The following is a 12,487-nucleotide window of genomic DNA, read 5'->3' as shown; positions in this document are numbered from 1 at the left end:
ACCTAGGGGTAAAGGGGTTACCTCCGCGAACGCGGGCCGGGTCAGGCGAAGCCGCCGCCGGGAAGCTGTGATCCAGCTTCTCGGTGGTAGCGTTAAAAGCAGCTGGAAGCTGGAAGACGAGAGCTGGAAGCTAGATTCTTCTTCAAGCTTCAAGCTTCAAGCTTCAAGCTATCCCTCCCTCTGATTCCCAACCAACTCCTATTGCAACCTAACTGCCAACTTGGCCACGTGGGCGCCCTGGAATTTGGCGAGCGCGAGTTCCTTGTCGGTCGGCGTGCGTGAGCCGTCGGCGCCAGCGAGGGTGGCGGCGCCGTAGGGGGAGCCGCCGCGTACGTCGCTGATGTCGGTCAGCTCGGGTGCCGCGTAGGGCAGGCCGACGATGAGCATGCCGTGGTGGGCCAGGGTGTTCCAGAACGAGGTGATGGTGGTTTCCGAGCCGCCGCCGGTGCCGGTGGAGGTGAACACGCTGCCGAATTTGCCCACCAGGGCGCCTTTCACCCAGAGGCCGCCGGTCTGGTCGAGGAAGGTGCGCATCTGCCCCGCCATGTTGCCGAAGCGGGTCGGGGTGCCGAAGAGGATGGCGTCGTAGTCCGCCAGCTCCTGGGGGCTGGCCACGGCGGCGGGCTGGTCGAGCTTGGCGCCGGCGTTGCGGGCGATGTCCTCGGGGATGGTTTCGGCGACGCGCTTGAGGGTCACCTCCACCCCCGGCACGCTGCGCGCACCCTCGGCCACCGCTTCGGCCAGGCGTTCGATATGGCCATACATGGAGTAATAGAGCACCAGGACCTTCTTCATCGTCATCTCCCAGGACAGAGGTCGTCATCGACCGACCCGGTTCAGCCTAGATGGCTTTCATGACATTGCCGGGGCGGCTTCCTGGCGCGCGCCGTGCCGCCGCCGCTATCATCCGCCCATCGTTTTCGGGGGGATCGTTCATGCTCAACGGCCTTTGGCTCGGCTTCTTCGTGGTGGCCGCGACCGCGGCGCTGGTGCGCTGGATCGGCGGTGACCCGGGTGTCTGGGCGGCCATGGTGGAAAGCCTCTTCGCCATGGCCAAGCTTTCGGTCGAGGTGATGATCCTGCTGTTCGGCACCCTGACCCTGTGGATGGGGCTGCTGCGCATCGCCGAAAAGGCCGGGTTGGTGGAGGTGCTGGCGCGCCTGCTGGGCCCGCTGTTCGCCCGGCTGATGCCCGAGGTGCCCCGGGGCCATCCCGCGCTGGGGCTGATCACCCTCAACTTCGCCGCCAACGGCCTGGGCCTGGACAACGCCGCCACCCCCATCGGGCTCAGGGCCATGCGCGCGCTGCAGGAACTCAACCCCAGCACCACCACGGCGAGCAATGCGCAGATCCTCTTCCTGGTGCTCAACGCCTCATCCCTGACCCTGTTGCCGGTGTCCATCTTCATGTACCGCGCGCAACAGGGGGCCGCCGACCCGACCCTGGTATTCCTGCCCATCCTCCTGGCCACCAGCGCTTCCACCCTGGTGGGCCTGCTCACGGTGGCCTTCATGCAACGCCTGAAACTGTGGGACCCGGTGGTGCTCGCCTACCTGGTACCCGGCGCCCTGCTGCTGGGCTGCTTCATGGCGCTGCTGGCCGGCCTCTCAGCCACGGCGCTGGCGGCCCTGTCGTCGCTGCTGGGCAACCTGGTGCTGTTCGGCCTGATCATGCTGTTCCTGCTGGTGGGCGCGTTGAAGAAGGTGCCGGTGTACGAAACCTTCGTTGACGGCGCCAAGGACGGCTTCGATGTTGCCAAGAGCCTGCTGCCCTACCTGGTGGCCATGCTCTGCGCCGTGGGCGTGCTGCGTGCCTCCGGCGCCCTGGACTTCGGCCTCGATGGCATCCGCGCGCTGGTGGAATGGTCCGGCCTCGACACCCGCTTCGTCGACGCCTTGCCCACCGCCCTGGTCAAGCCGTTCTCCGGCAGCGCCGCCCGCGCCATGCTCATCGAAACCATGCAGACCCAGGGCGTGGACAGCTTCCCCGCCCTAGTGGCCGCCACTATGCAGGGCAGCACCGAAACCACCTTCTACGTGCTGGCGGTGTACTTCGGTGCCGTGGGCATCCAGCGCGCCCGCCATGCGGTGGGCTGCGCCCTGCTGGCCGACCTCGCCGGCGTCATCGCCTCGATCCTGGTGTGCTACTGGTTCTTCGGCTGACCCCGGCCCCGGGCTGAAGCCCGGGCTACGGCTCACCCCGTGGGCGCGAATTCATTCGCGCTGAAGCCACCCCGATCCCACAGGGAACGACCGTAGGTTGGCGCCGAGCGCAGCGAGGCCCAACGGCGCGATGTCCGGCCCCGCTGCGTTGGGCTACTGGTTCTTCGGCTGACCCCAGCTCCCGGGCTGAAGCCCGGGCTACGGCCGGCACTGAACCGGTGGGAGCGAATTCATTCGCGATCGGGTTGGCGGGTTGCACCCGCCCTACGGCCTGCGTCCAACCCTGTAGGGGCGACTTCAGTCGCCAAGCGGTGCGTAGCACCGCCAAAGGCTCCGCTGCGCCAAGGTCAATGCGGCTTGGGCGGCAGCGGGTCGTCGGTGACCTCGAAGCGCAGGGTGCCGATCATCTGCCCGGCCTCGGTGACCACGCGCACCTGCCAGCGGCCCACCGGGTTGGCGGGGAAGTTCTGCTTGTGGGTCCAGGCGCGGTAGCCCTTGTCGCGGCCGCCGTGGATGTCCAGGGCGATGCGGTCCACTTCCTTCCCCTCGAAACGCCACAGGTGGTAGATGCGTTCGTTCAGCCCGCGCGGCGCGTTGATCGCGGTGTAGGCGTAGAGGCCATCGCTGCGCAGCTCGGCGGCGGTCACGGTTTCCACGCCCTTGCCCGGGGTGCGCTGGTGGTCGTCCAGTTCCGGGGTCACCGCCACTTCAGTCAGCCACAGGGTGGCCGGCGGCACCATCACCCGGGTCAGCCAGCCGGTGGCGCCCAGGGCCAGGGTCAGGCCGACCAGGGCCAGGCCCCGCCACCAGCGCTGCACGCGGATGGTGCTGTAGAGGCTGAGGAAGGACAGCAGCACGGCGATGCCGAGGGACCACTCGAAGCTCTGCGCGGTGGTCAGGTGGAGGATGATCGGCAGCGCCGTGAGCAGCACCGCGAACAGGGTCAGGGTGTGGTAGGCGAGGAACAGCCAGCGGTGCGGCGCGAGGAAGCGGTTGTACAGCGGGTCGACGATGGAGATCACCGCCGCCACCGCCAGCAGCCCGGTGAACAGCGACTGGCCGCTGTTCCAGCTGGTGGTGATGAGGAAGAAGGGCAGCACGAAGAACAGGCTTTCCTGGTGGATCAGCTGGGTCAGGAAGCGCGTCAGCGGCGGTGGCAGCTCGATCTTGAACAGGCGCTCGATGCTGCTGCGGAACAGGTTCTCCAGCAGCAGCCAGACCCAGCTCACCAGCATGACGATGGCGATCACCTTGGCCAGGCGCGCGCCGCGATCCACCAGCAGGAAGCTGCCGACGCCCGAGCAGAAGCCATAGAGCGCGATGAGCCGCGGGTGGCGCTGGATCAGCGCGATCAGGGCGAGCAGGCGGTTTTTCCAGATCGACATGGGCAGGTCGGCGAAAGCTGCGGGGGCCGCAGGATACTGCCCGCTCGCCGACCTGAGAAGGCGCACGGCGCGGCAGCCGACGGCCAGTGCCTCAGGCGGGCGCGGCGCGCGTGCCCGGGCGCCGGCCGCGCCACAGCAGGACGGCGAGCAGGGCCAGGCCCAGCAGGGCCGGCAGCAGCCAGGCCAACTGGTCGTAGCCCAGCAGGGGCTGCTCGATGCGGATGTAGCCCGGTTCGTGGAACAGCTCACGGGCAATGGCGTTGACCTGCTGCAGGGTCACCGCACGCAGGGCGTCGGCCTCGTTGCCGAAGCGGCCCTCCTGGTAGTCACCCAGGGAGTTCCAGTAGTAGTCGGCCAGCGCCGAGTTGCCCTGTGCCGCCCATGCCTGACGGCTGATGGCGAGGTTCTTCAGGCGCTCGAAGCTGTCGCGGTCCAGCCCCTGGTCGCGCAGGCGCGTGGTGAGTGTGCGCAGCACCTGCAGCGCCGGTTCCACGTCGCTGCGCTCCAGGTCGGCGTTGAGGCTGAGGAAGGTTTCGCCGCCGAAGGCGCGGCGCTCGGTCCAGGGCCCGTAGGAGAGGCCGTTCTGGATGCGCAGCTGCTGGTAGAGCTCCCAGTTCAGGTAGTCCTTGAGCAGCTCCCAGGCGGCGTAGTCGGCGCCGTCTACCTCCGGCTCGCGGTAGATCCAGTGCAGCGTGGCGCTCTGGCCCACCAGGCCGCGGCGCAGGGTGCGGCGCTCGGCGGCGTAGTCGTTGCTTTCCGGCAGGGCCGGGTGCTCGCGTACTTCCACCGGCGCCAGGGCGCCGAAGCGCCGCTCTATGAAGGCCGGCAGCAGGCGGTCGAGGTCGCCGACCACGATCAGGCTCATGTTGTTGGGGGCGTACCAGTCGCGACGCAGGGCCTCCAGGGCCTCGCGCTGCAGGTGCTCCACCTGGGGGCGCTCGGCGCAGGCCAGGCCCAGTTCGACGGCGAGCTGGTCGTGGGCTTCGCGGCCGAGGTCCTGGCGGTCCAGCAGGCGTTCCAGGTGCGAGTAGTGGCCGCCGCCCTCGCGCTGCACCACCTGCTTGGCGGTGGCGATGCGGGCGTCGGTCAGTTGGGTGTCGTCGAGCACCTGCAGCAGCAGGTCGAGTACCTTGCGCTGGTTCTGCGCCGGCGCCTCGATGACGAAGGCGGTGTCGCTGGCGCTGGTGAAGGCGTTCCATTCGCCGCCCAGGGCCTGCATGCGCGCTTCCAGGTCCGCCTCGCCGGCGCCGCCCAGGCCGCTGAAAAACAGGTGTTCCAGCAGGTGCGGCAGCTCCTTGTCCGGGCAGGCGAAGTCGTCGAAACCGACACCCACCACCAGGCGGATGGCGACATGGCCGCGCTCGGGGGTGGGCTTGAGGATCACCTGCAAGCCGTTCTGCAGGTCGTAGCCCTCGACCCGGTCGCGGTCGAACGCCTGTGCCGAGGCACCGAGCAAAAGCAGCAGGCAGAGCAGGTAGCGCATGGCGAGGGTCTGGCTGGGAGGAAGCGCCGAGCATAGCGGATCGCCCCCGCCCTTGCGCAATCACCCCAGGCCGCGGCGGCTGCTCCAGAACTGCAGGGCCAGCTGGCGCAGGTCGGCGGCCAGGCCGGCCACCTCGCCGGCGCTGCGCTGGCTGCACAGGCCGCTGTTGGCGTTGTCGTCGGCGGCGCGGCGGATGGTGGCCAGGCTGCGCTGGATCTCCTCGCTGGCGGCGCTCTGCTGCTCCACCGCGCTGGCGATCTGCAGGCTCATGCCGTTGATGGCGCCGACCTGCTGGTTGATCCGCTCCAGGGACTCGGCCGCGCGCTGGGCCTGGGCCAGGCTGCTCTCGGCCTGGGCGCAGCTGCGCTGCATGGCCGCGACGGCCTGCTCGGCGCCGCTCTGCAGGCTGTTGATCATCTGGTTGATCTGCGCGGTGGACTGCTGGGTGCGCCCGGCCAGGGCGCGTACCTCGTCGGCGACCACGGCGAAGCCACGCCCGGCGTCACCGGCGCGCGCGGCCTCGATGGCGGCGTTCAGGGCCAGCAGGTTGGTCTGCTCGGCGACGCCCTGGATCACGTCCAGCACCTGGCCGATCGCGCTGCTGTGGTCCTGCAGCTCGCGCACCACGCGGGTGGCGTTGCGCACGTCCTCGTCCAGCTCGGCGATGCGGGCGCGGGTGGCGCTCACCTCGTGCTGGCCGATGCGCGCGGCGTCGTCGGTCTGGTCGGCGGCGCAGGCGCTCTGCTGGGCGCTGCGCGCCACTTCCTGGACGCTGCCGGCCATCTGTCCGACGGCGGTGGCCACCTGGTCGGTCTCCTGCTGCTGGCGGTGGCTGCCGGCACTGCCGTGGGCGACGGCGGTGGCCAGCTCCTCGGCGTGCTCGGCGAGCTGGCGCGAGGATTCGGCGATGCGCCCGACCAGCGCGCCGGTCTCCATCTCCAGCATCTGCAGGCAGAAGCCGAGCTGGCCGAATTCGTCGCTGCGCTGGCCATAGACCGCCTGGCTCAGCGGGTTGTCGGCAATGCCCCGGGCGCGGCCCAGGAGTTCACGCAGCGGGCGCAGCTGGCGGTGCAGGGCCAGCCCCGCGCAGCCCAGCGCCAGGCCCCAGGCCGGCACGGCGGCGAGCAGGCCGTAGGGCGCCAGGGCCTGGTACAGGGCGATGCCCAGCGCCATGCCCAGGGCCGGGCCGGCGAGCAGGCGCAGGTGCAGCGGCAGGCGCGTGTGGGCGGGCATGCGGCCGGCCTCGAGCTGGGCGTAGACCCGTTCGGCACGCAGCACCTGCTCGGCGCTCGGGCAGGTGCGCACCGACTGGTACTCCAGCACCTGGCCGTCGTGCACCACCGGGGTGACGAAGGCGCTGACCCAGTAGTGGTCGCCGTTCTTGCAGCGGTTCTTCACCAGGCCCATCCAGCTGCGCCCGGCCTTGAGCGTCTGCCACAGGTGGGCGAAGGCAGCGGCGGGCATGTCCGGGTGGCGCACCAGGTTGTGGCTGTGGCCGATCAGCTCCGGGCGGCTGAAGCCGCTGACGTCGACGAAGTCCTGGTTGACGTGGGTGATCACGCCCTTGAGGTCGGTGGTGGAGAGGATGTTGGCGTCGTCGGCGAAGACGATGGCGCGGCCGCTGACCGGCAGGTTGCGTTTCATGAGGTCGCTCTCGTGGTGGCTTCGGGCAGCAGGCACCAGTGCCCGTCGAAACATTCTTCGCCGTTGAACAGGCGTTCCAGGGCCTGGGGCGGGCGCGGCCGGCTGAACCAGTAGCCCTGGGCGTAGTGGCAGTCCTCGGCGGCGAGGAAGTCCAGGTGTTCGGGGCGCTCGACGCCTTCGGCGATCACCTCCAGCCCCAGGCTGGCGCCCAGGCCGATGATGGCGCGGGAGATGGCGCGCAGCTCGGGGTCTTCGGGGGCGCCGTCGATGAAGCTGCGGTCGACCTTGAGGATGTGCAGCGGGAAGCGCTTGAGGTAGCCGAGGGACGAGTAGCCGGTGCCGAAGTCGTCCAGCGCCAGGCGCACGCCCTGGCAGGCCAGCTCGCGCAGGCAGGCGAGGGTGTCGGCGCCGTCCTGCATCAGCAGGCTTTCGGTGATCTCCAGCACCAGGCTGGAAGGGGGCAGGCCCGATTCCTCGAGTATCGACTCGAGCCGCGCGGCGAAGCCCGGCTGGTGCAGCTGGCGGCTGGAGAGGTTGACCGAGCAGCGCAGGCCGCGCTGGCCGTCCAGTTGCCAGGCGCGGGTCTGGCGGCAGGCTTCGCGCAGCACCCAGTCGCCGACGGCGATGATCTCGCCGGACTCCTCCAGCGCCGGGATGAACTGCGCCGGCTGCACCAGGCGGTCGCCCTGGCGCCAGCGCAGCAGGGCCTCCACGCCCACCAGCAGCGGCTGGCCCTGGTCGGTGCGGCAGATGGGCTGGTAATGCAGTTCGAACTCGTCGCGCGCCAGGGCCTGGGCCAGGGCGCTTTCCAGGTCGAGGCGGTTCTTCGCCGCGGCCTGCAGCTCGCTGCTGTAGCGGGCGATCTGCGCCTTGCCGGCTTCCTTGGCGCGGTACAGGGCGAGGTCGGCAGCCTGCAGGGCGTCGATGGTCTGGCCCTCGGCCTGGAGGCCGGTGATGCCGATGCTGGCGCTGACCACCAGGGTGCGCTCGTCGAGGTGCAGGGGCTGGTGGAGGCTGTCGAGCATGCGCTGGGCGACCACTTCGGCATCGCCCAGGCAGGCCAGGTCGTCCAGCAGCACGACGAACTCGTCACCGCCGAAGCGTGCCAGGTGGTCGCCCGGGCGCAGGCAACGCTCCAGGCGGTGGGCCACTTCCACCAGCACGCGGTCGCCGACGGCGTGGCCGAGGCTGTCGTTGATCAGCTTGAAGCGGTCGAGGTCGATGAACAGCAGCGCCGCCTGGCGGGCGCCAGGGCGCAACTGGCGTTGCAGGGCCTGCTGCAGCAGTTCGTCGAGGCGCAGGCGGTTGGCCAGGCCGGTGAGCGGGTCGTGGCGCGCCGCGTGGCTGAGCTGGTGCTCGGTGGCCTTGCGCTGGCTGATGTCGGTCTGCGAGCCGGCCATGCGCTGGCCCTCGGCGACGCCGCGCACCAGGACCCAGAGGTAGCTGCCGTCCTGCTGGCGCATGCGGTACTCGTGGCTGAGCCAGGGGCTGTCGCCCCGCAGGTGGGTGTCGATGGCCTGGCGCAGGGCCGGCAGGTCGTCGGGGTGGACGCGGGCGAACCAGCCGGCGCTGCTCTCGCCGAAGGCATCGCGTGAGCGGCCGAGCATGCTCGCCCAGCGCTCGGAGATGTACAGCCGGTCGTGCTCCAGGTCCCAGTCCCAGAGGCCGTCGTTGGCACCGCGCAGGGCCCGGGCGAAGCGCGCCTCGCTGTCCTCCAGGGCTTGGTGCTGGGCGGCACTGTAGGTGTCGATGGCCAGGGCGATGTCGAAGAACACCACTTTCATGAGGCTGCCCAGGGTGCGGGTGGTTTCGCTGTCGCCGAGCAGGCCGGTGAGCATCTGGTCGAGGTACAGGCGGTAGGCGCCCAGGTACCACTTCAGCTCGACGCCCACGCGCTGGTGCACCAGGCCGACCTTGAGCCGGTGCAGGACGTATTCGCGGTCATAGGGGCCCTTCCACAGGCGCTGGTAGTAGTCCAGCTGGCTGGCCTTCAGGCGCGCCAGGGTCGCCGGGTCGCGGAGGATGCTGGCGGTCGGCTCGAAGTGGTCGAGGTGCGCGTAGAGGCGCTCGACGAACACCTCATGCAGGGCCTCGACCGCCTCCGCCTGGCGGTTCAGGCGCGCGGCGTCGAGCGCCTGCCAGTCCAGGTAGCGGCAGCGCTGGTCGATTTCGCGACGGCCGAGGCCGATTCTGCCGAGCATCCCCTTGAGTTGTGTTTCCAGCCCCATCCCTCAATCCCTCGTGAAAACCTGCAGGCAATAAAAAAGGCGCCACGGGTGGCAGTTCTGGGTGAACTGCCACGCGTGGCGCCTTGTCTTGCAGGCCCTTGCGTCCTGCCCGGCAAAGCCGGTTCCCGCCCTTGGCGGAACCTTGCAGCGCGAGGTTGTACACCAGTCAGGCCGGGCCCGACAACTCTTCCAGCGCCTGTTCCAGGCGCCGGCGCAAGCGTCCGAGTTCACGGGACTTGAAGGCGTGGCGGGTGCGGTCGAGCACCGTCACCGCCTCGTCGAGGAGCATGCGCAATCGGGTCGTCTCGCTGAGGGGGGCGTCCTTGAGCCATCGGCACAGGGGGGCCCGTTGGCATTGGCCGGTCTCGGTGAGCACTTCGCAGACGACGCCCATGGCGGGCAGCATCTCGCGCAGCAGGCAGGCGAGCGCAGGATCGGTGATGGCGGCGATCGGCGGATCGGAGCTGTCCATGGTCGGGGGCTATGGCTGATGGCAATTGGCTATGAACTCTAGCCATCGCCCGGTTGGCGGGCATTGACCGGCGTCAGTCTGTCGCGAATCGCCACGCCGCCTGGCGGGCTCGGCCACTGCCGGTGCGCCGTGGCTGCCGCTAAAGTGGCGGCCATAACAAGAACCACGGGCGCCTTGCCATGAACTACGACGCGAACCAGCAGCTCATCCTCGGGCTGGTGCTGGCGGTAATGATCTTCGGTGTTTCCCTGGAACTGCGCATCGGCCAGTTCCTCGCCGTGCTGCGCCAGCCGCAGCCGGTGCTCGCCGGCATGCTCGGGCAGTGCCTGATTTTGCCCTGGGCCACCCTGGCGGTGACCCTGCTGGTGGACTTGCATCCCGGGCTGGAGCTGGGCCTGCTGCTGGTGGCCTGCTGTCCGGGGGGCAACCTGTCCAACGTGATGACTCACCTGGCGCGCGGCAACACCGCGCTGTCGATGAGCATGACGGCGCTGTCCAGCCTGCTGGCGCTGGTGCTGCTACCGCTCAACTTCGCCCTCACCAGCGGCCTCAACCCGGAAGCCGCCGCCTACCTGGCCGGGCGCCTCAGCGCCTTGCAGATGGACCGCGGCAGCATTCTCGTCAGCGTTGTCCTGCTGCTGGGCCTGCCGCTGCTGGCGGGCATGGTGGTGGGCAACCTGTGGCCGCGCCTGGCCGAGCGGGTGATGCCCTGGTTCAAGCGCTTCTCGCTGCTGGCCTTCGTGGTCTTCGTCGGCGGCGCGGTGGCCGGCAACTGGCGCCTGTTCGTCGACAACCTCGGCCTGGTGTTCTTCATCGTGGTGCTGCACAACGCCAGCGCCATCGTCCTCGGCTGGGCCATGGCCCGACTCGCCCGCCAGCACGGGGCCAACCTGCGGGCCATGGTCATCGAGATCAGCATGCATAACTCCGGCCTCGCCCTGGGGCTGATCTTCGCCCAGTTCGGCGGTGAGCCGAACATGGCCCTGGTGGCGGCCTTCTGGGGCACCTGGCACCTGGTCAGCGGCCTGCTGCTGGTGGCCTTCTGGCGCAACCGGCCGTTGCCCGTCGCCGAGGAGGGTGTGCCATGCGCGTCCTGATCACCGGCGCCGCCGGCTACATCGGCCACCAACTGCTGGAGGCGCTGGTCGCCCGCCACCCCGACTGGAGCCTGGTGGCCGCGGACATCCGCCCGCTGCCGGCGTCCGCCCGCGCGGCGAACGTCGAGGAGGTGCAGCTGGACATCGCCCAGCCCGAGGCGGTGGACGCCTGCATCGCCCACTGGCAGCCCCAGGCCATCGTCCACCTGGCCTCGGTGGTGACGCCGCCGCCGGGCATGAGCGAGGCGACCCTGCACGCCATCGACGTCGAAGGCACCCGCGCGGTGGTCACGGCCGCCGCCGCTCATGGCGTCGGGCAACTGGTGGTGACCAGCTCCGGTGCCGCCTACGGCTACTACCCGGAAAACGCCGAGTGGATCGACGAAGCCGACCCGCTGCGCGGCCATGACGCCTTCGCCTATGCCCGCCACAAGCGCGAGGTGGAAGAGCTGCTAGCCGAGGCACGGGAACGCCACCCGCAGCTGCGCCAGCTGGTGCTGCGCCCGGGCACCATCCTCGGCCGGCGGGTGGACAACCAGATCACCGCGCTCTTCGACAAACCTTCGGTGATGGGCGTGCGCGGCCATGACAGCCGCTTCGTGTTCATCTGGGACCAGGACGTGGTGGCGATCATCCTCCAGGGCCTGGAGCGCGGCGCCGAAGGCATCTACAACCTGGCCGGCGACGGTGCGCTGAGCATGGCCGAGATCGCCGCCATCCTCGGCAAGCCCTACCGGCCACTGCCGGCGACGCTGATCCTCGCCACCCTGGCGCTGCTCAAACCCCTCGGCCTGACCCGCTACGGCCCCGAGCAACTGGACTTCCTGCGCTACCGCCCGGTGCTCGACAACCGCCGCCTGAAGGAGGAGTTCGGCTACCAGCCGCAGTACTCCAGCCGCGAAGCCTTCCTGGCGTTCCTCGATGCGCGGGGTGTGTTGCCGCGTACCTGACTCCGGCGGCGCGCAGCGCTCCCTAGGTCCTGGCCGAATCAGCCACCAGCTGCTGGCGATACTCCCCTGGCGTCTTGCCGGTCCACTGGCGGAAGGCGCGGAAGAACACGCTGGGTTCGGAATAGCCCAGCAGCACGGCGATCTCGGCGATGGGCAGGCTGCCCTCCTGCAGGTGGCGCTCGGCCAGTTGCAGGCGGGTGTCGCTGAGCAGTTGCTGGTAGCTGCTGCCCTCTTCGGCCAGGCGCCGTTGCAGGGTGCGCTCGCTGAGGCCGAGACCGGAGGCGAGGGCGCCGCGGTCCGGCTCGCCGTGGGCCAGCTGGGCGCTCAGCAGGGCCACCACGCGGGCCCGCAGGCCTTCGCTGGGTAGTCGTGCGAGCAGGGCTTCGGCGTGCTGGCGCAGCAGTGCCTGGAGGGGCGGGTTGGCCTGGCGCAGGGCGGCGCCGCGCAGTTTCAGCGGCAGCACCAGGGCGTAGTCGGCGGCGTCGAACTCCAGCGGACAGGCGAAGCAGTCCTCATAGGCGGCCAGGCTTTCAGGCTGCGAATGGATGAAGCAGGCGCGCAGTAGGCGGAAGTCATCCAGCAGCGGTTGCATCAGGCGCATCCAGAAGGCCATCAGCGCCAGCACCCGCGCACGGGTGGCGGGCAGCTGCGGGTGCAGCGGACGGTAGAGGGTCCAGAGTTCGTCGCCGCGGACGTCCACCGCCAGGGTGCCGCCCTCGCCCACCAGGCGCTGGTAGCGCAGCTCGGCCTCCAGGGCGTCGCCCAGGGTCGGGCTGCTCTGCAGCAGGTAGCCGAGCACGCTGAACTGGCCGGGCGCCAGGGCCTGGCCCAGCACCAGGCCGGGCTCGGGATGGGCGAGGCGTGATTCGATGGCGCTCCACAGCGCTTCCTGGGCGAGAAAGGGGATGCGCGCGTCGGGATCGCGCAGCTGGGCGTCGTCCAGGCCGCTGGCGGCCAGCAGCTCGGCGCGCGGCAGGCCAAGGCTCTCGGCGGCGTGGAGGATGGCCTGGGTCAGGCTGGCGCTGACCGAGGCCTGGTCGGGTGCTGCGGCGGTTGGGCTCATGGG

10 protein-coding genes are annotated in these 12,487 nt (G+C 69.9%); 3 read left to right on the top strand and 7 right to left on the bottom strand.

The genetic code is table 11. The features are described from left to right. Positions 1–198 precede the first annotated feature (198 nt). Positions 199–795: an NAD(P)H:quinone oxidoreductase gene (gene wrbA / locus RTW82_RS02975; protein WP_316924198.1), complete on the bottom strand. Its 597-nt coding sequence runs from the start codon at positions 793–795 to the stop codon at positions 199–201. Between the two features lie 140 nt (positions 796–935). Here wrbA and RTW82_RS02970 point away from each other — a divergent pair, with 140 nt between their 5' ends. After that, positions 936–2,162 (top strand): nucleoside recognition domain-containing protein, encoded by a 1,227-nt coding sequence (locus RTW82_RS02970; RefSeq protein WP_316924197.1) that lies wholly within the window; start codon positions 936–938, stop codon positions 2,160–2,162. A gap of 347 nt (positions 2,163–2,509) precedes the next feature. On the opposite strand, the gene RTW82_RS02965 is transcribed toward RTW82_RS02970, so the two are convergent. From RTW82_RS02965 to RTW82_RS02945, 5 genes are all read right to left on the bottom strand, one after another. Beyond that, the gene (locus tag RTW82_RS02965) at positions 2,510–3,547 is read right to left on the bottom strand and encodes a DUF5924 family protein (RefSeq protein WP_184488232.1); all 1,038 of its coding nucleotides are present in this window, start codon (positions 3,545–3,547) and stop codon (positions 2,510–2,512) included. A gap of 91 nt (positions 3,548–3,638) precedes the next feature. Further along, entirely contained in the window at positions 3,639–5,030 is a 1,392-nt protein-coding gene (locus RTW82_RS02960) for a pitrilysin family protein (RefSeq protein WP_316924196.1), read from the bottom strand. A gap of 60 nt (positions 5,031–5,090) precedes the next feature. Beyond that, entirely contained in the window at positions 5,091–6,674 is a 1,584-nt protein-coding gene (locus RTW82_RS02955; RefSeq protein WP_043243832.1) for a methyl-accepting chemotaxis protein, read from the bottom strand. Next, a complete protein-coding gene (locus tag RTW82_RS02950) occupies positions 6,671–8,902 on the bottom strand; it encodes a putative bifunctional diguanylate cyclase/phosphodiesterase (protein WP_316924195.1) in 2,232 nt (743 codons plus the stop codon). The genes RTW82_RS02955 and RTW82_RS02950 overlap by 4 nt, the downstream gene beginning before the upstream one ends. A 166-nt stretch (positions 8,903–9,068) precedes the next feature. Continuing rightward, on the bottom strand, positions 9,069–9,374 hold the full coding sequence (locus RTW82_RS02945; protein ID WP_316924194.1) for a hypothetical protein: 306 nt from the start codon (positions 9,372–9,374) through the stop codon (positions 9,069–9,071). Positions 9,375–9,553: 179 nt separating this feature from the next. On the opposite strand from RTW82_RS02945, the gene RTW82_RS02940 reads away from it, so the two are divergent. Both RTW82_RS02940 and RTW82_RS02935 read left to right on the top strand, forming a co-directional pair. Then, positions 9,554–10,471 carry a bile acid:sodium symporter family protein gene (locus RTW82_RS02940; protein WP_316924193.1) on the top strand — a complete coding sequence of 306 codons (918 nt, stop codon included), beginning with the start codon at positions 9,554–9,556 and terminating at the stop codon, positions 10,469–10,471. After that, complete coding sequence (locus tag RTW82_RS02935; RefSeq protein WP_316924192.1) at positions 10,459–11,421, top strand: NAD-dependent epimerase/dehydratase family protein; 963 nt, start codon at positions 10,459–10,461, stop codon at positions 11,419–11,421. The genes RTW82_RS02940 and RTW82_RS02935 overlap by 13 nt, the downstream gene beginning before the upstream one ends. A 22-nt stretch (positions 11,422–11,443) precedes the next feature. Here RTW82_RS02935 and RTW82_RS02930 read toward each other — a convergent pair whose 3' ends face one another. After that, on the bottom strand, positions 11,444–12,484 hold the full coding sequence (locus RTW82_RS02930; RefSeq protein ID WP_316924191.1) for an AraC family transcriptional regulator: 1,041 nt from the start codon (positions 12,482–12,484) through the stop codon (positions 11,444–11,446). Positions 12,485–12,487: the final 3 nt, after the last annotated feature.

The sequence above is a fragment of the Pseudomonas sp. zfem005 genome, assembly GCF_032621735.1.
Lineage (GTDB): Bacteria > Pseudomonadota > Gammaproteobacteria > Pseudomonadales > Pseudomonadaceae > Metapseudomonas > Metapseudomonas solani.
The sequence above is the reverse complement of the archived record's forward strand: the minus strand, read 5'-3'. Positions and strand labels throughout refer to the sequence as shown.

Excerpts from the sequence above, each read along its gene's own strand:
- RTW82_RS02970 (WP_316924197.1), top strand. The coding sequence starts at position 936 with ATGCTCAACGGCCTTTGGCTCGGCTTCTTCGTGGTGGCCGCGACCGCG.
- RTW82_RS02950 (WP_316924195.1), bottom strand. The coding sequence starts at position 8,902 with ATGGGGCTGGAAACACAACTCAAGGGGATGCTCGGCAGAATCGGCCTC.
- RTW82_RS02930 (WP_316924191.1), bottom strand. The coding sequence starts at position 12,484 with ATGAGCCCAACCGCCGCAGCACCCGACCAGGCCTCGGTCAGCGCCAGC.
- RTW82_RS02935 (WP_316924192.1), top strand. The coding sequence starts at position 10,459 with ATGCGCGTCCTGATCACCGGCGCCGCCGGCTACATCGGCCACCAACTG.
- RTW82_RS02960 (WP_316924196.1), bottom strand. The coding sequence starts at position 5,030 with ATGCGCTACCTGCTCTGCCTGCTGCTTTTGCTCGGTGCCTCGGCACAG.
- RTW82_RS02945 (WP_316924194.1), bottom strand. The coding sequence starts at position 9,374 with ATGGACAGCTCCGATCCGCCGATCGCCGCCATCACCGATCCTGCGCTC.
- RTW82_RS02955 (WP_043243832.1), bottom strand. The coding sequence starts at position 6,674 with ATGAAACGCAACCTGCCGGTCAGCGGCCGCGCCATCGTCTTCGCCGAC.
- wrbA (WP_316924198.1), bottom strand. The coding sequence starts at position 795 with ATGAAGAAGGTCCTGGTGCTCTATTACTCCATGTATGGCCATATCGAA.
- RTW82_RS02965 (WP_184488232.1), bottom strand. The coding sequence starts at position 3,547 with ATGTCGATCTGGAAAAACCGCCTGCTCGCCCTGATCGCGCTGATCCAG.
- RTW82_RS02940 (WP_316924193.1), top strand. The coding sequence starts at position 9,554 with ATGAACTACGACGCGAACCAGCAGCTCATCCTCGGGCTGGTGCTGGCG.